Annotated in this window: 19 protein-coding genes and 1 tRNA gene; 7 read left to right on the plus strand and 13 right to left on the minus strand. The window is 66.5% G+C overall.

Annotated elements, in window-relative coordinates; translation table 11 throughout:
- Nucleotides 1–155 precede the first annotated feature (155 nt).
- The 5 genes from ACFLIM_RS20770 (at nucleotide 156) to ACFLIM_RS20790 (ending at nucleotide 7781) form a co-directional block, all read left to right on the plus strand.
- Complete coding sequence (locus ACFLIM_RS20770) at nucleotides 156–2036, plus strand: NADH-quinone oxidoreductase subunit 5 family protein (RefSeq protein WP_393167764.1); 1881 nt, start codon at nucleotides 156–158, stop codon at nucleotides 2034–2036.
- A 46-nt stretch (nucleotides 2037–2082) separates the two neighbouring features.
- Nucleotides 2083–3762, plus strand: a complete 1680-nt coding sequence (locus tag ACFLIM_RS20775) for a complex I subunit 4 family protein (protein ID WP_393167843.1) — start codon at nucleotides 2083–2085, stop codon at nucleotides 3760–3762.
- Nucleotides 3759–5279, plus strand: a complete 1521-nt coding sequence (locus ACFLIM_RS20780) for an NADH-quinone oxidoreductase subunit N (protein ID WP_393167766.1) — start codon at nucleotides 3759–3761, stop codon at nucleotides 5277–5279. The genes ACFLIM_RS20775 and ACFLIM_RS20780 overlap by 4 nt, the downstream gene beginning before the upstream one ends.
- A gap of 144 nt (nucleotides 5280–5423) precedes the next feature.
- Nucleotides 5424–6275 (plus strand): zinc metalloprotease HtpX, encoded by an 852-nt coding sequence (gene htpX / locus ACFLIM_RS20785; RefSeq protein WP_393167767.1) that lies wholly within the window; start codon nucleotides 5424–5426, stop codon nucleotides 6273–6275.
- 3 nt (nucleotides 6276–6278) lie between these two features.
- Entirely contained in the window at nucleotides 6279–7781 is a 1503-nt protein-coding gene (locus ACFLIM_RS20790; RefSeq protein ID WP_393167769.1) for a hypothetical protein, read from the plus strand.
- Here ACFLIM_RS20790 and ACFLIM_RS20795 read toward each other — a convergent pair.
- Both ACFLIM_RS20795 and ACFLIM_RS20800 read right to left on the minus strand, forming a co-directional pair.
- On the minus strand, nucleotides 7756–8229 hold the full coding sequence (locus tag ACFLIM_RS20795) for an NUDIX hydrolase (RefSeq protein WP_393167771.1): 474 nt from the start codon (nucleotides 8227–8229) through the stop codon (nucleotides 7756–7758). The two genes, ACFLIM_RS20790 and ACFLIM_RS20795, sit on opposite strands and share 26 nt — an antisense overlap.
- A 160-nt stretch (nucleotides 8230–8389) precedes the next feature.
- Nucleotides 8390–8881: a YajQ family cyclic di-GMP-binding protein gene (locus ACFLIM_RS20800; protein WP_393167773.1), complete on the minus strand. Its 492-nt coding sequence runs from the start codon at nucleotides 8879–8881 to the stop codon at nucleotides 8390–8392.
- 409 nt (nucleotides 8882–9290) lie between these two features.
- On the opposite strand from ACFLIM_RS20800, the gene ACFLIM_RS20805 reads away from it, so the two are divergent.
- Nucleotides 9291–9375: transfer RNA gene (locus tag ACFLIM_RS20805), tRNA-Tyr, on the plus strand.
- 236 nt (nucleotides 9376–9611) lie between these two features.
- On the opposite strand, the gene ACFLIM_RS20810 is transcribed toward ACFLIM_RS20805, so the two are convergent.
- The 10 genes from ACFLIM_RS20810 to ACFLIM_RS20855 all read right to left on the minus strand — a co-directional run bounded on the left by ACFLIM_RS20810 (nucleotide 9612) and on the right by ACFLIM_RS20855 (nucleotide 17278).
- Complete coding sequence (locus ACFLIM_RS20810) at nucleotides 9612–10973, minus strand: tyrosine-type recombinase/integrase (protein ID WP_393167775.1); 1362 nt, start codon at nucleotides 10971–10973, stop codon at nucleotides 9612–9614.
- A 14-nt stretch (nucleotides 10974–10987) separates the two neighbouring features.
- A complete protein-coding gene (locus tag ACFLIM_RS20815; RefSeq protein WP_393167777.1) occupies nucleotides 10988–11179 on the minus strand; it encodes a helix-turn-helix transcriptional regulator in 192 nt (63 codons plus the stop codon).
- Nucleotides 11176–12789 carry a replication initiator gene (locus ACFLIM_RS20820; protein ID WP_393167779.1) on the minus strand — a complete coding sequence of 538 codons (1614 nt, stop codon included), beginning with the start codon at nucleotides 12787–12789 and terminating at the stop codon, nucleotides 11176–11178. Before ACFLIM_RS20820 ends, ACFLIM_RS20815 begins: the two co-directional genes overlap by 4 nt.
- The gene (locus ACFLIM_RS20825) at nucleotides 12786–12941 is read right to left on the minus strand and encodes a hypothetical protein (protein ID WP_393167780.1); all 156 of its coding nucleotides are present in this window, start codon (nucleotides 12939–12941) and stop codon (nucleotides 12786–12788) included. The genes ACFLIM_RS20820 and ACFLIM_RS20825 overlap by 4 nt, the downstream gene beginning before the upstream one ends.
- Nucleotides 12938–14356: an FtsK/SpoIIIE domain-containing protein gene (locus tag ACFLIM_RS20830; RefSeq protein ID WP_393167782.1), complete on the minus strand. Its 1419-nt coding sequence runs from the start codon at nucleotides 14354–14356 to the stop codon at nucleotides 12938–12940. Before ACFLIM_RS20830 ends, ACFLIM_RS20825 begins: the two co-directional genes overlap by 4 nt.
- 85 nt (nucleotides 14357–14441) lie before the next feature.
- Entirely contained in the window at nucleotides 14442–14756 is a 315-nt protein-coding gene (locus ACFLIM_RS20835) for a hypothetical protein (protein WP_393167784.1), read from the minus strand.
- Nucleotides 14753–15019: a hypothetical protein gene (locus tag ACFLIM_RS20840; RefSeq protein WP_393167786.1), complete on the minus strand. Its 267-nt coding sequence runs from the start codon at nucleotides 15017–15019 to the stop codon at nucleotides 14753–14755. Before ACFLIM_RS20840 ends, ACFLIM_RS20835 begins: the two co-directional genes overlap by 4 nt.
- A complete protein-coding gene (locus ACFLIM_RS20845; protein WP_393167788.1) occupies nucleotides 15019–15441 on the minus strand; it encodes a plasmid replication, integration and excision activator in 423 nt (140 codons plus the stop codon). Before ACFLIM_RS20845 ends, ACFLIM_RS20840 begins: the two co-directional genes overlap by 1 nt.
- Before the next feature lie 570 nt (nucleotides 15442–16011).
- Nucleotides 16012–16746, minus strand: a complete 735-nt coding sequence (locus ACFLIM_RS20850) for a GntR family transcriptional regulator (RefSeq protein WP_393167790.1) — start codon at nucleotides 16744–16746, stop codon at nucleotides 16012–16014.
- 247 nt (nucleotides 16747–16993) lie between these two features.
- A complete protein-coding gene (locus ACFLIM_RS20855; protein WP_393167792.1) occupies nucleotides 16994–17278 on the minus strand; it encodes a hypothetical protein in 285 nt (94 codons plus the stop codon).
- Between the two features lie 345 nt (nucleotides 17279–17623).
- On the opposite strand from ACFLIM_RS20855, the gene ACFLIM_RS20860 reads away from it, so the two are divergent.
- Nucleotides 17624–18913 carry a hypothetical protein gene (locus ACFLIM_RS20860; protein WP_393167794.1) on the plus strand — a complete coding sequence of 430 codons (1290 nt, stop codon included), beginning with the start codon at nucleotides 17624–17626 and terminating at the stop codon, nucleotides 18911–18913.
- Nucleotides 18914–19001: 88 nt separating this feature from the next.
- Here the strand turns inward: ACFLIM_RS20860 and ACFLIM_RS20865 are convergent, their stop codons facing one another.
- A complete protein-coding gene (locus ACFLIM_RS20865; protein ID WP_393167796.1) occupies nucleotides 19002–19877 on the minus strand; it encodes a DNA adenine methylase in 876 nt (291 codons plus the stop codon).
- Nucleotides 19878–19880: the final 3 nt, after the last annotated feature.

The raw sequence follows: 19880 nt of genomic DNA on the forward strand, positions 1-19880 counted from the left end.
CACGACCAGGCGGCGCAGGCAGAGCGAGCAGCGCCCGCGGAGCAAGCCGAGGAAGCCGAGCAGATTCAGCACGCAGAACGGGCGGAGCAGACGAAGCCCGCTGAAGCCGAAACCGGACGTGGGGGCGAGCAGCCCGTCAAGCGAGGTGGCCCGCTATGACGACATTCCCGCTGCTAGCCGTGCTCCTACCCTTCGCCGCCGCCTTCGCCGGCCTCCTGCTCTCACGCTGGCCGCACCGACGACCAGCGGACACCAGAGCAGCCTGGCTGGCCATCCTCCCCACAACCGTCTCGGCACTCCTGGCCACCTGGCTCGCCTGGGGCCCCGGCTTCGCCTTCCTCACCGGCACCACCACAACATCACCACCAACAGGCCAGACCTACGGCACGATAGTCACCGGCGGCATCCCGATCTCGCTCACCCTCCAGGCCGACGACCTGTCGAGCATCCTCGGCGTACTGGTAACCGTGGTAGCCCTCGCCGTACAGGTCTATTCGGTCGGCTACCTCAAAGACGATCCGCGCTACCCCTCCTACAGCGCGTTCATCAGCCTGTTCACCAGCGCGATGCTCCTGGTCGTCTACGCGGGCGACCTCCTGGTCCTCTACGTGGGCTGGGAGATCATGGGCCTCTGCTCATACCTTCTCATCGGCCACTGGTGGGAAGACCGCGGCAACTCGCGCGCGGCGGTCAAGGCGTTCCTCGTCACCCGCCTGGGCGACGTGGGCTTCCTCTTCGGCATCTTCGTGCTCGGCATGGCGGCGGGCAGCTTCCGCATCACCGACGTGCTGACGAAGGTGCCGGAAATGTCCACGGCCACCCTGGTAACCGCGACGATGCTCCTGCTGGCCGGGGTGGCGGGCAAGAGCGCCCAGGTGCCGCTGCACACCTGGCTCCCCGACGCCATGGCGGGCCCGACGCCGATCAGCGCGCTGATCCACGCCGCCACGATGGTCGCCGCCGGGATCTTCATCGTGGCCAGGCTCTTCCCCGCGTTCCTCGAGGCGCAGCCGACGCTGGACGTGCTGGCCGTCATGGCCGCGTTGGGCATGCTGGGCGCCGCACTGGCCGCGCTGGCCCAGGACGACCTGAAACGCGTGCTGGCCTACTCGACGGTCAGCCAGCTCGCGTACATGGCAGGTGGCCTCGCCGCGGGCTCCGACACCTCGGCCATCTTCCACCTGCTGACCCACGGCGCGTTCAAGGCACTGCTGTTCCTCGGCGCGGGCGCGGTGATCCACCACGCCGGCTCCAACCTGATGACCCAGATGGGCGGGCTGCGCCGGGAGCTGCCGATCACGTTCGTGGCGATGACGATCGGTTTCGCCGCACTCATGGGCATCCCACCGGCCAGCGGTTTCTTCAGCAAGGACGGCATCCTGCTGGCCATGGACGACGCGCTGTCGACCGGCGTCCTGACGGACGCGGCCGGCCTCCTCCTGTACGGCTGCGCGCTCGCCACCGTGGCCGTCACCGGCGCGTACGCGACCAGAGCCTGGCTACGCACCTTCTTCGGCGAGGCGAGGGCCGTGGCGCTCCCGGAGCCGGAGCCCGGCACGGCCCACGTCGTGGACGTCACGGAAGCCCCCAGAACCATGCTCGTGCCCGTCATCCTGCTCGCGATCCCGGCCCTGCTGCTGGGCTTCGCCGGCGAGCCGCATCTGGACCTCGGCCTGGCGGCCACCAGCGTCGTGCTCGCGGTGCTCGGCGCCGGGGTGGTGTACGCGTTCTGGCGCATCGACCCCATCGCCGACCCGGCCCGCCTGCTGGGCCCGCTGAGGGGTCCGTGCGAGCGGGCGTTCTACGTGGACGGCCTGTACGCCGCCCTGTTCGTACGCCCGGTGCTGGCGTTGGCCAGGCTGGTCGTCAGGACGGACGACGTGGTCGTGGACGGGGCGGTGCGCGGCTCGGGCAGGTCGGCCCGCGGCTTGTCCGGAGTGCTGCGACTGGCCCAGAACGGCAACGTCCAGCTCTACGTGAGCGGCGTCCTCGCCGGTGTCCTGTTGATCGCGGTGGGGGCGGTGGTGTTCACATGACGCGCTGGCATCGCCACAGAGCTGCGGCGGCGGTGGTGTTCGCATGATGGGCTGGCTTCCTGCCGCGCTGCTGGCCGTGCCGCTGCTCGGCGCACTCATGCTCCTCCTCTCGCCCCACACGCTCCGCCCGCTGCTGCGCGCGTACGGGCTGATCCTTTCGGGCGTGACGCTGGCGCTGGCCGTGCTGCTGGTGGCGACGTTCGACTACGGTCAGGCGGCGCGGCCGCAGTTCGAGGTCGACCTGCCGTGGATCCCCGGGCTGGGGCTTCGCCTCCACCTCGGCGTCGACGGGATCTCGCTGCCGCTGATCGCGCTGACGGCCCTGCTGACGTTCCTCTGCTTCGTCTACCTGTGCTGGGGCAGGACCGCTGCCGGGCAGTTCATGAGGGCCAGGCCGAGAGCACTCGTGTTCACGCTGCTCGTGCTCGAAGTAGGCATGATCGGTACATTCCTCGCCCTCGACCTGCTGCTCTTCTTCGTGTTCTTCGAGATCGTCCTCATTCCGATGTACTTCCTGATCGGCATCTGGGGCGGCGAGGGGCGCAGGGCGGCGTCGATCAAGTTCATCCTCTACACCCTGCTCGGCTCGGTGGTGATGCTCCTCGGCCTGCTGCTCGTATGGGCCCAGGCCGACACGCTCGACATCGAGGCGCTGAGCGCGTCCCACGGCAGCGGTATGTCCAGATCCGTGCAGATCCTGGCGTTCGTAGCGATCGGCATCGGCCTGGCCGTCAAAACACCGATGTGGCCGCTGCACACCTGGCTGCCCGACGCCCACACGGAGGCTCCCACCGTAGGCTCGGTGCTGCTCGCCGGGGTGCTGCTGAAAATGGGCACGTACGGCTTCGCCAGGATCGCCATCCCCGTCCTCCCCGAGGGGGCGACGGCGGTGGCGCCGTGGCTCGGTGCGTTCGCCGTGGTCGGCATCGTCTACGGCGCCCTCGCCTGTCTCGCCCAGCGCGACCTCAAACGCATGATCGCCTACTCCTCGGTCGGTCACATGGGCTTCGTCCTGCTGGGTTTCGCCACACTGACCCCGGTGGGCATCAACGGCGCCCTCTTCGCGAACGTCGCCCACGGCCTGATCACCGGTCTGCTGTTCTTCCTGGCCGGAGCGGTCAAAGAGCGCTACCACACCGCCGACATGCCTTCGCTGGGCGGCGGCCTGCTGGCTACGTTGCCGCGGCTGGGCTCGGTGCTCACCTTCGCCGTGATCGCCTCACTTGGGCTGCCGGGGCTGGCCGGGTTCTGGGGTGAGATGCTGGCGCTGTTCGGGGCGTTCCAACCGGCGAACGGCCTGCCGCGTGCGCTGTTCCTCACGTACATGGCGATCGGCGGCCTGGGCGCGGTCCTGACGGCCGCCTACTTCCTGGTCATGCTCTCCCGAGTCACCCACGGCCGCCCTCGGGCGGCCACCCGTTCGAGAGCGCAGGCACTCCACGCGGTCGGGGTCCACACACCGGGCGACGGCGCAGCGGCACGTGACGGCGCCACAGCCGAAGACGACGGGGCAGCGGTACGTGACGGCGCCACCACCGGGGAAGCCGCGACGCGCGGTCCCGAGCCTCTGGGCAGCCCCCGGTCGGCGTTGGACGACATCAGAGGTTACGAACTGCTGGCCTGGACACCGCTGCTGGCCCTGATCCTGCTCTTCGGGCTCTGGCCAGGACTCCTCCTGTCGCTCACCACCCCGGCCGTGCAGACCCTGCTGGGAGCCGTCTCATGATCCAGCAGATCGACTATTTCGTGATCGCGCCCCCTTTGGTGCTCGCCTTGGTGGCCGGGCTGGTGCTGCTGCTCGACGCGTTCCTCCCCGCCCGCCCACGCACGAAGATCACGCTCGGACTCGTCACGCTGGCAGGCGTCCTGATCTCCCTGGGCTTCGTCGTCACGCAAGCGACCAGGGGCGGCCCGCCGCAGTCCACCTTCTGCGTGCCACCCAGCCTGGCCGACCCGTCGGCTCGGGGGGCGGCGCTGTGCTCGTTCGTGGCGGACCAGTTCACGCTGGTGTTCGCCGGCATGGTGCTCGTGGCGGCCGTCGTGGTCGTACTGATGTCGATGACCCAGCTGGCGGGCGGCGGCATCCCGGTGGGCGAGTGGTACTTCCTGCTGCTCTGCACCCTCGTCGGCGCCGTGACCCTGCCCGCCTCCCGAGACCTCATCATGCTCGTGGTGGCACTCGAACTGGTCTCACTCCCGGTCTTCGCCCTTACCGCGATGAAGCGCTACGACGGCCGCTCCTCCGAGGCGGCCGTGAAGCTGTTCGTGGTGTCGGTCGTGTCGACGGCGATCATGCTGTTCGGCGTCTCACTCCTGTACGGCATCGCGGGCACGGTCTATCTGTCCCGCCTGGCAGCCGTGTTCAGCGGGCAGGTCCCGGCACCGGGCGCGGCGCTGGCGACCGCCCAGAGTTTGCCCGCCGTCGTCACGGTCGGCGTCGTCCTCGTGGTGGCGGGGTTCGCGTTCAAGATCGCCGCCGTGCCGTTCCACTCCTGGGCGGCCGACGTCTACCAGGGTGCCCCCGTTCCCGTGGCCGCCCTGCTCTCGGTCATCTCCAAGGCGGCAGGCTTCGCCGGGCTGATCCTCGTACTGATCGTCGCCCTGTCGGGTCAGGCCGCCACCTGGGCACCGATCATCGGGATCATCGCCGCGCTGACCATGACCGCCGGCAACCTGCTCGCCATGCGCCAACGCTCCGCCGTACGCCTGCTGGCCTGGTCTTCCGTCGCCCAGTCCGGCTACATCCTGGCGCCACTCGCGGTCGCCGCCACCGGCACGTCCATGGCCTACCTGGTGATCTACGCGGCCATGAACCTCGGCGCGTTCGCGGTGGTCATGCTCGTATCCAGGACCACCTCCCGCAACGAGCTCGACGACTACCGGGGGCTGGCGTTCCGGAGCCCGGCGGCGGGCCTCGCGCTGGCGTTCTGCCTGGTCTGCCTGGCCGGCCTCCCGCCCGGCCTGGCGGGACTCTTCGCCAAGGTCTTCGTGTTCCGCGAGATCGTCGAAGGCGGCTCCGGCTGGCTGGCGCTGATCATGGCCGTCAACACCGTGATCGGCCTCTACTATTACGCCGCCTGGACGGCCCGCCTGTTCACCCCGGCCGTGGGAACGCCCATCACCCGGCACCGCCCGCCCCCGGCCACGTGGCTGGCCATCGGCCTGGCTCTCGTGGTGGCGGTCCTGTTCTCGATCGCCCCCCAACTGGTCCTGGACATGACCTCGTTGTCCGCCTTCGGCTGACGAACACGACACGGAAAGCGCGAGGCCACGAAAGTACGCCGCACACGGCGAGTCGCGCTCCGCCCTCAGCTGAGCACGCCGGGGAACGAAGGACCGGGTCATCGTCGTTGGACGAGGTGAACCCAGACCACGAAGGGGGGAACCTTGCACCACAACGGTCTGCGCACCGCCGTTCTGCTCGGCGGGCTGTCCGCACTGATCATCGCGGTGGGCGCGTGGTTGGGCGGCGGCACCGGTGTGCGGATCGCGCTCGTGCTGGCCCTGGTGAGCAACGGCGTCGCCTACTTCTTCTCCGACCGCATCGCGTTGTCGGCGATGCGAGCCAGGCCGGTCAGCGAGGTCGAGCAGCCCACGCTCTACCGGATCGTGCGAGAGCTCTCCACCGCGGCGCGCCAGCCGATGCCACGCCTGTACATCTCGCCGACGGTGCAGCCGAACGCGTTCGCGACCGGCAGAAGCCCGCGCAAGGCCGCGGTCTGCGTGACGTACGGGCTGACCAAGTTGCTCGACGAGGCAGAGTTGCGCGGAGTGATCGGGCACGAGCTGTCACACGTGTATAACCGGGACATCCTCGTCTCCTCGGTGGCAGGTGCGCTGGCCACGATGATCACCTGGCTCAGCTACGTGGCCGTCTTTTTCGGGGGTTCCGACGATGACGAGGGGCCGGGCTTCGTGGGCGCGCTGCTGATGATGGTGCTCGGGCCGGTGGCGGCCGGGATGGTGCAGATGGCGATCTCCCGTACGAGGGAGTACCAGGCCGACGAATCGGGAGCCAGGCTCACGGGCGACCCCCTCGCGCTGGCCTCGGCGCTGCGCAAGATCGAGATGGGCGCCCGCCGGCTTCCGCTTCCTGAGAACAGCCGCCTCACCTCGGCCTCCCACATGATGATCGCCAACCCGTTCAGCGGCTCCGGCCTCGGCCGCCTGTTCTCCACCCACCCGCCGACGTCCGAGCGGGTCGCCCGCCTCGAGCGCATGGCCGGCTACCGCCGCTGACCCATGACCCGATCCCCCCGAGCCCCCCGATTAACCGAAGCGGAGCAGCGGCTCTGGAACGCCTTCCCCACCGGCGAAACCCTGGAACTCGGCCCGGTCAAGACCGGCGGCCGCCGTACGGCCGCCGAGAACGCGCCAACGGACGGCCACACCTGGGGCCCTGAACGTTCGATCAGGGCCAAGGTGATCGCCTGGCTCCTGCTCGGCGCGCGCGACGCGGGCACGGGCTCAGTGCCGGCGGTACGCCTGCGCGGCGCCAGGATCACCGGCCAGCTCGCGATCACCGGCGGCACCATTCCGCACGAACTCATCCTGAGCGGCTGCCACCTGGACGAACCCATCCGGCTCACCGGCTCCACCACCCGCACCGTACGTCTGACCGACTGCTGCTTCCCCGGGCTGAGCGGCGGCGGCATGCGGGTCGCCGGCCACCTCAGCCTGTCCGGCTCGAACATCACCGGCACCGTGCGCCTGAGCCGAGCCCAGTTCGAGAGCGGCCTGTGGCTGGGCGGCACCAAGGTCGTGGCCGACGACGACGATGAGTGGGCACTGTACGCGAACGCCGCAGTCGTGGACTCGGGCACGTACATGCGCAATGCCGACTTCACCGGAGGAGTCGGCCTGGTCGGTGCCCGCTTGAACGGCGGATTCATCCTGGAAGGCGCGACCCTCCGCAATCCCGGCAAGGAAGCTCTCACCGCCGACAACATGGTGGTAGAGGACGCCATGCGCTGCACCGCCGGATTCCTGGCATCGGGCTGCATCCAGCTACGCGGCGCCCGCATCAACGGCACATTCTCGCTCGGCGGAATCGTACGAAGTCCGGACACCCGCTACGCCCTTCACATGAGCCACATGGAAATCCGCGAGCTCCACCTGACACCCGCGGAGCCGATCGAAGGCGTCGTGACCCTGGCACACAGCACAGTCGGCACGTTGCTGGACAACCCGGACACCTGGCCGGACAAGCTGCGCCTCAACGGCCTGGTCTACGACCGGCTGCGCGGCTCCGGCGTACCGAAGAGGATCGACTGGGTCACGCGGGATCCGGAGGGGTTCAGGCCGCAGCCGTACGAGCAACTGGCCGCCTGGTACCTCAGCGACGGCAACGACGCGCTGGCCCGGCGTACCCAGCTCGCCAAGCTCCGGGCCAGGCGGCAGACGCAGGGGCTCGGGGGTCGGCTGTGGGGGCGGCTGCTCGACGTCGCGGTCGGGTACGGCTACCGTCCCTGGCTGGCGGGCATGTGGTTCACGCTCCTGCTTGCGCTCGGAACGGTCGTCTTCGCCTTGAACCCGCCCAGAGCCCTCAAACCCGCTGAGAGCCCCGATTTCAACTCCTTCGCCTATACCTTCGACCTCCTGCTCCCGCTGCCCGCATTCGGGCAACGAGAGCTGTTCGACCCGGGCGGGTGGACGCAGTGGCTCGCGTACGGACTGATCGTCTCGGGCTGGATCCTGGCGACGGCGCTGATCGCGGGCGCTACGCGAATCCTCCGCCCTTCGTGATCTTCCGCAGGATGGCCGCGAGGTCCTCGGGAAAGAAGACCTCGTCCGTGCCCTCCAGCTCCGCCACACTCCACCACCGGTAGGCGGTCGTCGTGTCCTTCTCGATCTGATCCATGTGCTCGAACGACACGGCCGCATCCGGGCCCATCCGGATCGCGAAGAAGGTCTGATCCTGCGTGATGGCGTACTGGGACCAGTGGAACTCGATCGTGCTGGTGCCGTACGGCCCGCTGAAATCCCCGGCCTCGGCCCGCATCCCGACCTCCTCATACAGTTCGCGCGCCGCAGCCTCCGGCAACGTCTCGCCGTCCTCCAAGGCCCCGCCGATGGTGAACCAGAACGGCTCATCCGGCCGCTCTGGATCAAAGCCGTAAAGCAGGAGCACCCGGTCTTGGTCGTCAATGGGCAGGGCACGTGCCGTAAACCGGCGCAGCGGGATCTTCGTCACGTTTACCGAGCTTACGGTCGAGTCGCGAGAGATGTGTGGGCCTACCAATCACCGATACCAAGCCGCGGAACGGCCCGAGGCACAGGAGAAGACGCGTCACCTGGGAGACAGCGCCAACCATGTGCCCCGGATATGCCGCACCAGGTCAGTTCGGGACCTACTAGCGGTAGTTCACGTACTGCAGCGCGATGTCCAGATCCTTCCCCTTGAGGAGTGAAATGACATCCTGCAGGTCGTCCTTCTTCTTCGAGCTGACTCGAAGCTCTTCGCCCTGAATCTGCGCCTTGATCCCCTTGGGCCCCTCGTCCCGGATCAGCTTGGAGATCTTCTTAGCGTTCTCCTGGTCGATGCCCTCCTTCAGGCTGACCAGCATGCGGTATTCCTTGCCCGACAACTTGGGCTCGCCCGCGTCGAGGATCTTCAGCGAGAGCCCCCGCTTGACCACCTTCTCCTTGAACACGTCGAGTGCGGCGTTCGCCCGCTCCTCGCTGTTGGCCTTGATCTCGATGTTGTTCTGACCGGACCAGCTGATGCCCGCCCCGGTGCCCTTGAAGTCGAAGCGGTGTCCGATCTCCTTGACCGTCTGGTTCAGAGCGTTGTCGACCTCCTGGCGGTCGATCTTGCTGACGATGTCGAAAGATGAATCGGCCAAAACACCCATCCTCTCAGCTGCGAAAGCACTATTCGGATCCTGCTTCCCCGGCGTACGCGAAACGCGCGGACCCAGCGAACGAGCCTAGCCAGCATCGGCGCGCCGTGCAGGCTCCCAACCCCCTTGCCCAACCTTGTACGCGGAAGGATCCCGGTTGGCGACGTTTCGCAGCTTCCAGCCACCACATGACGCGTACCGGCCACCCACCACCCGCACGCCAAGACCATCCCCATCTCCGCCCCCAGCCGAGCCCAACCACGCTGGAGACCTCCACGCAACAGGCACGGGGCACAGGATGACCACTGTTTCGGCGCAGCAAGTAACCGGGATCCGGCACGGACAAACCGGTGTCACGTACACCTCGGAAGTCCGCTATCCTTCTGTCTGTCGCCGCGAGAGCGGATGGCACGGCAGGTTGCCCGAGTGGCCAAAGGGAGCGGTCTGTAAAACCGTCGGCTCAGCCTACGCAAGTTCGAACCTTGCACCTGCCACCAGCAGTAAGTGCAGCTCAGAGGCCCTTCGGGGCCTCTTCTGCGTTTCTGGGGTACGCAGCCGTGAGCAGCCCTGAGCGGCCGTTTGTCGCTGGTCACGGGATATACGCGGGATGGATCAAGGCGCGTTTCCCCAGGTCGATGCCCATGATCCGGACTATGTACGGGATGATCTCGCCCTCCAACGCCGAAAGGCCCCGGGGGAAGCCGGGGCCCTTCGAGGAGCGGTGCTTGTGATCTCATGCGGCCAGCGCGTCCGCTATCCGCCGGTTGACGATCTCTTCCTGGCCGTCGATGCACTTGGCGTACACGCGCAGTAGGACATCCACTCCGTGACCAGCGCGGGAAGCCACTTCCGGAGCCGGTACGCCGCCGTTGAGCCACAGCGAGACGGCCGCGTGCCGGAGATCGTACGGGCGCCGGGCGAGCGGAGAGGCGACCTGGGCCGGAGTGAGAGCCAGGGCACGGGCCTCCTGCCAGACCTCGGTGTAGGCCGTCGAGGCGACCACGCCGCCGCGTTCACTACGGAACAGCCGGCCGTCAGGGGCGATGCCGAAGTCTTCGAGGTGTTGCCGAAGGATCTTGACGAGTTCCGGAGGGATCGGGATCCGGCGGACGTCATCCTCGCCGCGATGCTTGAGGCCACGTAGTTCGTGAGCGTCACCTGTATCCGTCCATCGGCGGTTCACTTCAGGGCGCGATACGTCCAGCGTGAGCCGTCCCCAGCCTTCTGCCGGGAGGTAGCAGTCCTGCTCACGGAGGCTGACCGCCTCACCGGGCCGGAGCGCGGCGAAGTACATGCAGGCGAACATTGCCATCAACCGCTGTCCCCGCCCCTTCCCGCCACGCTGGCGCTTGCCGACGTAGGTCAGCGCTGCAAGCAGTTCGCGGGCCTGGCGAGGGTTGACCACGACTCGTGGGTCCACTGTTTCGGTGGTCTTCGGAAGCTTCCACTTGATGCGGTGCAGCGGGTTGGACGGCAACTCTTCCAGCTCCACCGCGTACTCGAAGACGTGATGAAGGATGGCACGCTTCCGTTTGATCGTGTTGGCGCCGGCCTTCTTGCCATCGAGGCATAGCGCGAGGGCATCCAGGGCCGGGCGGACGGCCTTGGTCTCGTTGAGGTCTTCCATGTTGAGAGATGCCCCCTCCAGCCAGCGGACGGCCCGCGCAATGTCGGCGGGCATCGTGGGTCGCTTGTCTTCGGGCAGGAGAACGTACTTACGCAGGGCAGTCCGGAGGGTGGCAGCATCCGGCCGCCCTGCCTTGTCCGTCGTCAAGGCCGGGAGAGCCGTGGCCAGGGCATCGGACATGCTGTCACGGCTCTTGGCAGCCGCGTGTGGCCAGCGCGCCTCAACATACGCCTTCACGAAGTCGAGGACTGTCCGCGCGTCCTTGGCCTTGATCATCGACTCGGGGAGACCGGTCTCCAGGTCGAACGCCTCTCCCCGTCTCGCGGCCTGCCGAAGGTCAGTCAGGAAGCTCTCACCGAGGGCCTTGGTCTTGTAGGTCTTGGACTTCTCCCGGCCGCCGACCTTCCAGCGAACCTCGTAGGAGGGTGACTTGCTGGACTTGTTCCGCCGGATCTCCCAGAACTTCACGTCGTATGAGGTCGTCATGCTGCACTCCGGAGGGATTCGAGCCAGGCGTTGAGGTCGCTGCGGTAGATGCGTAGTTCGCCGTTGGGCAGGCGGATACCCTCGGGTGCCTTGCCGATCTCGCGCCAGCGGTAGAAGGTCCGGCGGGATACGCCGCCGAGTTCGTCGAGGACCTGGCGGACGGTCAGCAGCTCGTCTCGCTGGCTCATGCGGCCCTCCCTATGTCCTCGGTTGCCGAAAGATCTTGTCCCGCTGCTCTGGCTTCCAGGTCGCGGAGGTGGGCTCGCCAGCGTTGGCGTTCGTGGACGGATCGGAGGAGCCGGACGGCGAGTGGTGGCACGTTGGCATCTCCGGCCGGGACAGGTCTCCAGACGTAGCGGTGTGGGTCGGTCGGCTCGTCGGCCTGGCCGAGGGCTTCCAGGACCCAGGTGCGGCGGTCCTGCTTGTGCTCGGCGAGGGTCTTGTTGGACCACTTGCGGGAGACGAGGATGCGGCGTCCGGCGTAGCCGAGGTGTTCTGGCTTGTGGGCCTTGCCCCGGCAGCGGCCAGGGTGCATGCCGGGCTTAGCGTCCTTGGGCTGGATGCCGTAGCGCAGCCAGTTCGGGCAGGTGGGTGAGCAGGGTTCGTAGCGGAGGGCATCAAGCATGCGGGCCGCGTGCTGTTGCTGGGCCTGGCCGCCGTCGAGGGCGTCGCCGATGGACTTGGTGAGGTATTTGGACAGGTAGCGGATGCACTGGTCGGCGTCCGGGGTTCCGGCGAGTACGCCTTGGACATCGACCTGTTCGCCGAAGCGGATGACGTGGAGCGGTTCGGCGTCCTCGTCGAGGGCGTCGAGGGCTTGGTCCCAGGTGGGCAGGACTTCGCCGGTGGCTGGGTTCAGGTAGCCGGTGCCGTCCTGCCAGACGGGCATGTGCTCGCCCTCGAAGAGCACTTCATCAGCCTGTGGCCACCAGACCTGGTGGTAGGTGGCGGCGGCTATCTGCTTGATCTCGGCGCGTGGGAGCGTTCCACGGATGGCCATGTGCAGGTGCGGTGCGAGCCGCTTCTGAGGCTCCACGGCGGCGAAGTACTGCACGTCATAGCCCGCGACACGGCGCAGGTTCTGCACGAAGCGATCGACCAGCTTGGAGAAGTGCAGCGCGTCCCGAGCGGCGCGCCGGTAGTCGTAGCTGTCGGGGTCGATGGGTGCGCCGTCGCGAACCTTGCCGTACGAGGGCAAGGTGAGCGTGACGAACAGAGATGGCCGGTAGGTCTTGCCGTCGGTGCCTTGGAAGGTGCGCCCAAGGGTGGTGTTGGTCATCTTGCGCTTGGGCAGGTCGGGCGCGTCTTGCCGTCGCTTGGTCGAACGGGAGCGCTTGGAGGCGGTACGGCCGAGAACGTTGCCGCGCATGCCTGCGGCGTTGATCTCCTCATCCAGGCCGGTGATGATCGCGTCGAGTTCGGTGGTGTCCTCGCCGGCCTTTTCGGCGGTCTCACGCTGGGCTTGGATGTCGGCGCGGAACTCCACCAGCCAGCGCTGTTCCTCGTTGGCCTCGTCGGGCGTGATGGTGGGTTCGGCATCGAGGTGCCAGCCCTCGCGGCACTGGGCCTTGCGCAGTTGCTTGTTGCGCTTGGCGCACGGCGGGCACTTGCTGTCGAGCGTGGCCCCACACGGAACGTCGATGATCTCGGACTTGCCGGTGACGACGTCGAGGCGCTTGAGCGGGATGGGCCGGATACAGACGCCGTGCAGCTTGGCGACCTCTACGAGCACATCGCGGGCCATCGGCATGGCCTGTCGTACGGCCCGAGGTAGTGCGCGGTCTTGCGCATGGGTCACGCGGTCCTCCCCTCGTCGAGGTCGGTGAGGATGAGCGCGGTCTGGCCGCACTCGGAGCACTCGACCAGGGCGCGGACCGGGTCGAGCCAGAGAACGTTCAAGGTGAGGCAGGTGGCACAGCGAAGGCCGTCCAGGAAGTGAGCCAGCGTCATGCGGCCTCCCCGCAGTAGGCGACCATGGCGCGGATATCAGCGTCGGAGACGTAGGCGGCGCGGACCCGGATCGGCTCGGGCGAGGTCTCCAGCCGCATGTACGCGACACCAGCGCCCAGTTCCGGGACGGGTGAGATGTAGTCGGCGAGTGCGCCCCGGTCGCGTGCGCCGTCGCCCAAGACCATGTCCACCTGCTCGGACTCGTCGAGCCGGAGCGCGATCTTGTCGGGGAACAGGTTGCGGATGTTCATGACCTCCTTGCGCGGGTCCTGGAGGGCAGCCATGACGCCGACGCCGACCGAGCGGCCTTGGGTGGCAAGGGTGGCCAGGGCGGCAGAGATGCGCTGCCGGAGCTGCCGGTCGGGCTGGTAGGCGGTCAGGAACGCCACCTCGTCCACAAGCACCAGGACGAACGGATCCTCAACGGTCGGGACATGGGAGCGCTGGAGCCCGGCGAAGCGAGTTGCACGCTTCTGCATGACGCTGACGGCCTCGTCCAGTAGGTCGGCGCAGTCGGACGGATCGGCGGCGTACCGGCTCTCGAACAGCTCCCGCCCGAAGGACAGCTCCATCAGCTTGGGATCCAGCGCCCAAATCTGGGCCAGGCCCGCCCTCATGGCGGGGAGCAAGCCGCGGATTGTGTCCCACAGGAAGGAGCCCTTGCCTGCCCCGGTCGCTCCCGCGATCAGGACGTGCGTGCCGTGCACCTTCAGCCGGAGCGGTCGACCGTCCTCCTGTTTGCCGATCTCGACCGGTCCGACCGATGGCTCGTCCGGGATGGGCAGAGCAGGCATTGGCGCGGCCAATGGATCGCTTCGCGGGAAGGTCAGCAACAGCCGGCCACCCTTGACGAGCGCGACCCGGCACGAGGTGGCGCCGAAGCCCTGGGCGAGGTTGTCGATGCGGTCGGACCAGTCCTTGACCGCCTGACCGGCAAGTATCCGGACCGTGATGCGGTCGGCCCAGCCATCGCACGTGACGCGCATCAGACGCGGCATGTAGACGCGACCGTTGACGCGCTTGGCCAGGCCGGAGACATCCATGACCGACTGCCAGTGACGCCGGTAGACCGACATCAGCCGCCACCAGGCCAGCAGCCGGAAGCCGACGAGACGGGCGAAGAGGTCGCCGTCGGTGCAGGCCCAGGCGAGCAGGGACAGGACGACGAAGCCGAGCGTGGATGCCGCAGCTGGCCAGCCGTACCAGTACCCGATGCCGCCGAGGACGACAGGGACGGCGACGGCGACCGGATGCCGCCACGTCGTGCGGACGAGGGCGGCCAGGAGACGCCAGCCGTAGACGAGGAAGGTGACGATGGCGGGAGTCTTGAGCACGGCCGGTCGGAAGACGACGGCCGTATCGGGCGTGGTGGAGACGAGGTTGCGCGCCTCATCGCCAGGCAGCCGCTTGAACATAAGCTGGGAACCTCTCGTGATGTCGCAGTCAGGGGAGAACCGAGGGGCCGCCGGAAGTTGCCGCTTCCAGCGGCCCCGCTTCGTGTCAGGCCGCCGTGTCGGTGGCGTCCTTGGCCGACTCTTCGGTGTGCAGGAGCTCGCAGTCGGCCAGGTAGCGAGCGGCGGCGTTGAAGATCTCGCGAGCGATGTCCAGGTCGGCGTCGGTGACCGGCCCGGCCCCGGTGGTGGAGATGTGCACGTTGGCCTCGTGCGAGGCAAACTCCAGGTACGGTCGCGGATTGCTGACCAGCAGTCCAGCGCGGATCTGGAGGCGCGGCGTGTGGAAGGAGACACCGACGTGCGGCTCGGAGTCGGGTCGCATGGACAAGGTGACGTAGGTGTAGGGCCGGTGCTCGCTCACGCCGCCACCCCGTGACCGTCGGGCAGGCCGTAGAAGCTGCGCTCCATGGATCGGGCGAAGCGGTGGGCCTCACGGGCGAGTTGGCGGGCGAACTTCAAGTCCTCCACCGTCACCGGCCCGCTCGTGGTGACCAGGACGGAGGTGGCACCGAAGTCGAGCGCCAGGACGGGCTCACGGCGGGTGAACGGGTGGTTGAGCGTGCGGGCAGCGTTTCCGGTGGTCAGCCGGATCACGCTGTTGCGCGGGGTACGGCGACGGGTCATCAGGCGGCTTCCTTTCCGGCCTTGGTCGTCGAGGTGGTCTGAGCGGTCTGGCGGGGAGCGTGCATCTCCTGAACCTTGATCGAGAAGGCGAGACGGCCAGCCGCGTTGACGTACGGCGTGACCGTGATGCCGTCGAACTCGACGGGCGTGAACGGCAGCCCCGGCATCGGAGTGGGTGGCACCGGCTGAACCGGCGCGAGGATCTTGACCGCTACCGTCTTCTGGGCGGGCTTGAGGGTCGGGTCACCGTCCATGACCGCGACCTGCCAGACCAGCTCTGCGGTCTGCTTGTCGCGGGCCTGCACGAAGCGACCGTTGGACGAGGCGTCGAAGTCCTTGACGGGCTCGACCTCGCCGACGATGTAGCAGCCGTGCGGGAACACCATGGCGAAGGTGACGGGGATGGGACCTTGCAGAGCCATAACGGCATCCTCTCTTGACTGACAGGCACTTAACCTATCAAGTGATGCTCTGAGATTAGGCCGCTCAAACTTGCTAGGTCAAGTGCCTAAGAGAAATTTCGGCGCGGAATCGTGAATCCCTCGTGCTTTATTCATCACAGAAGGGGGCGAAATAGTCGCAATTGTGAAGATGGCAGATTGGGAGCCAGGCGACGTCGGCGGAATGATCCTTAGCGTCTTGACGGTCATCTGGCTCGTCGGAGTCCCGGTGTGCCTCTGGCAGGCAATCGCTGCGGGTCTGGGATATCCCGAAGGTGACCGTGAGGCTGCGAAGGCATGGGAGACCGCAGCCATAGTGATCTTGGCCGCTGCGCCTATCCTCGCCACTGGCATCTGTGTCTTTACGGGCAGAGTCGTGCGTGCATGGATCTTCGGTCTCGTCGCAGCGGCGTGCGTGGTTTTCGTCCTTGCGGGCCTGTACAGGGACGCACGCCAGGCCGAGCTACGCCGTCCTCCGCCGCCTCTACCGTCCGACTACTGCGCCGAGTACAGCGGCGGAGCCAGCGACTGTCCCGGCGGATGAGCGTCGCCTCAGGCGATCGGGTAGGCGTCTTCCAGCTCGTGCCGGTCGGCCGGCAGCAGCACCTCTACGACGGCCAAAGGCCGGCCGGAGGCATCCCGTACTGCACCGAAGACGGCCAGAAGTGGCTGATTCTTCGGCATGGCGAACTGCTTGGCCTCGTCGGCCGAGGGCATGCGAGCGGTGATCTGTTCCACGATGTGATCGAAACGCACGCCCTTGCGCGCCTGGAGATGCTCGCGGAAGCCCTGCCGCAACGGTTCGCCGCTGGTCAGGTCCGTTCCCTCGGAGAGTTCCAAGGGCAGCCAGAGCGACACCAGCTCAGTCGGCTCGCCCTCTCGCGTGATCAATCGTCGCCGAACGAACGCCTTACTCTTGGGCTGCACGTCGAGCAGCACGCCGACCCTATTCGGTACGGCGACCGCGCCCACTTCGACGACCTCGCCCGTGGATTCGGTCTCCGGCTTGGTCAGGTACGCCTGTCCGGGACGCTTCTGCTCAACGGAGGCCATCGCCGGACGGCCGCGTACAAAACGGCCCTTGCCTTGCTGAGACTCGATCCAGCCTTGCTCGCGCAGCACGCGGAGGGCGGCGACCACGGTGGGACGGGAGACGCTGAACTCTTGGATGAGCTGGTTCTCGCTGGGGAGGAGCGTGCCCGGTGGGTAGTCTCCTGCCTCGATGCGCCTCTGAAGAGTGTGCACAAGCTGTGCATACTTCGGCGGCACGGACTCTAGCGACATCATGACCGTCCAACAGCCGACAGGTTGTTTTACCAAGTTTGAGAGTATCCGGCTCACCGCCGGCTGTCCACGTCGTTGCCGAATGCGTGAGCCGTACAAGAGAGACCCCGGCAGGCAGTGCAGCGGCCGGGCTGGGAAGGTCGCCGCGGGGGATGCCACTGCATCTGCCTGCCGGGGGAGGCGCGACGAGACACGGCAGTGGCCCTCGCCCCCTCCGGAAGGGACCACACCTGCCCCGCCACGCCCGTCATCACCTGGCGATGTATTCAGCCAGGACGTTTGCCGCGCCCTCTGGGTCGCTGGTCGGGTGGCGCCTCTCGGCGTTCTGCCACGAGTAGTAGGCCCCGCCGTACCCGACGAACACCCACACAGGCAGACCCGGCTCAAGTTTGCGCACCAGGAGCGCACTGTTGTTGTCCCGCAGGTCGGCGTTGACGCCGAGGTTCGTGAGCTGGTCACGAAGCCGGACGAGCATATCGCCCTCTTCCTGGGTCTGCGGGAAGCCGTTTACCGCTGCTTGAATGATCGAATTCATCTTCCGCTCCCTTCGGCCCGGCCGTCTCCGAGGCAGTCGAGACACTCCCGCTCCCCACTCGCGATCTGATCTCCGTCGTCGTCGCCGATGAGGAGTGCACGGCGCGAGTCGCGCAGCTTGATCCCGAGCCCCCGGCAAGCGGGGCAGGGCGACGTCTTGCTTGTCTCGTCTGGCCGGATCACCGTCGCCATCTCCTCGTTCATCCGGCGTTCCCTGTGGCGGGAGGCCGCGTGACGTACCGTGGTTGATTGATGACAAGTCCACCGGCAACCGCGTCTGAACAGGACCCCTGAACGGCCCCCTTGTTTCCCCTTTCGAGCCCCCAGCCGGGAGGAAGACCCGCAGATGCCCGACTACATCCCAAACGTTCGCCTTCGCGCCTGGCGCAACGAAAAGGACCTGTCCCGCGCACAGATGGCCGAACAGATCAACGCCACACCGATAGGCGTCGCCGAGCGATTGACGTGCGACGAGGAACGGATCCGACGCTGGGAGGCCGGGGAAGTCCGATGGCCCCGTACGCCCTACCGGCTGGCATTGACACAATTGACCGGCTTGGAGCCGGAGGCGCTTGGGTTCTCGCCGAACAGGCAACCAGGCGGCCGTCTCATCGAGGCGCGCGTAGTCCCGGCCGACGCGCTGCGGGCCGAAGCCGAGCTGTACGGAACGATGGAACTTGCCCAGCAACTCCAGGCGTCCGACGTCGGCATTGGCACGCTGGAAGCCCTAAACGAGGCCGTCGAGCTATTGTGCCGGGCATATCCGGTCGTGCCCGCTGCCACATTGCGTGATCGCGTACACAAGCGCCTTGCACAGATCAACCGCCTACTCGCCGGGCGGCTCACACTCAATCAGCACCGCGAAGTGCTCGTGATTACCGGATGGCTTACTGCCTTGCTGGGATGCGTCCACTACGACCTGGGGGAGCGGGAAGAGGCCGAGACCGCCCGACAAGCCGCCTTTGATATGGGCCGCCAGGTCGGACACGGCGAACTCATGGGATGGGCACACGAGATGTCAGCATGGTTCGCTCTCGTCGAAGGCCGCTACGAAGACGTCGTCACCTCCGCCCGTATGGGGCAAGCCGTCGCCGGAACCAGCAGCGCCATGGTCCAACTCACCCTCCAAGAGGCCCGCGGCCTGGCACGCATCGGCGACCGCCGCGAAGCCGACCGCGCCCTAACCCGCGGGGCCGAAGTCCTCAGCAGCCTCCCGATGCCCGACCACCCCGACCACCATTTCGTGTTTGATCACGCCAAGTGGGTCTTCTACGCCGCCACCTGCTACACCTGGCTAGCCGACGACGATCGCGCCGAAGAACATGCACGCGAAACCGTTCAGATGCACACCCGCCCAGACGGCACGTCCAACGCTCCTATGAGGGTCGCCGACGCACACATAGACCTCGGCATCATCCACGCTCGGCGCGGCGACCTCGACGCGGCTGTGGATGAAGGCATTGCTGCATTCGACATCGACCGACGCTCCCTCACCGACCTCGTCAACCGCGCCGGAGATCTCGACCGCGTCCTACAGCAACGCTACCGACGAGAGGCCCTTGCCGAAGAGTTTCACGAGCGATTCGTGACCGCCCGCAAAGCCCTCATCAGTCGGCGTCCTGAACTACTCGATTGAACGAAGGCATGCAACAGTCTGAGCTAGACATTGAAGCATCGTGATGCTGCATAAGAGCTTGGCCCGCACGCCTCCCGCTTCTCGCTGGCTACTTCGGCTCAATTGCGGCAGATATCGGTATAAGTGTCTGATCTTCTGGGAGCATCAGCGCATCAGAAAATACCATGATTTCATTGGCCTTTATAACTCGATGTGCGGAGTAGCCCAAGGTAAACCGCTCGCGCCGACGTTGCGGGTATAGTTCCGCAACCTGCGGAACGTTGTCATAGGTAAGCAGCCACCTGGTCTCATCTAGCGAGTTAAGGCAAGCGGCAAGTTCTTCGTGGTTGCTGGATTTGAAGGAGTTCATATATAGAGAGCCAGCTTTTTCGAAGTACGGAGGATCGGCGTAGATAATCACATCTTCACTTCTGGCGTACCGCTTGATGACTTCCAGGCCATCACAGTTGGAAACAACGATACGCTTGCTGTAGACGCCAATGAGTCGCACGCGCTCAATAAGGCCAGCACGATTGAATCTCGCGTCGATTTTGTAGTTTCCGGTTTGGTCGAGTCCACCTATTGGCCCGCCGTTTAGAACGCCAGACCGATTTGTTCGATTCAAATAGAACGTGGCGAAGCCAAGCTTTAGATAATCATCCCTTGGGGAGGTCACATACACGTCTTTCTGCCGTCGCCACTCATCAACAGTGAGATCGACTTCGGTGATCAGGCGCGAGAACTTATCTGAATACTTTGTTACTGCGACCCAAAAGGCGTATAGCGTCGGATCGAGGTCATTGATCACGATACGGCGGACTTCGCCTGTTGCCAACAGGCCGAGAGCAGCTCCGGCGCCTCCCGCGTAGGGCTCCACGTAGGTGCCGTTACTCATATTGTTAGCACGAAGTATGGGGCGTAGGCGAGAATAAAGGGACGCCTTTCCCCCCGGATACCGCAGCGGAGATATCGTAGGGCGCTTCATGCC

The sequence above is a fragment of the Nonomuraea marmarensis genome (genome assembly GCF_043197025.1).
GTDB classification, from domain to species: Bacteria; Actinomycetota; Actinomycetes; order Streptosporangiales; family Streptosporangiaceae; genus Nonomuraea; species Nonomuraea marmarensis.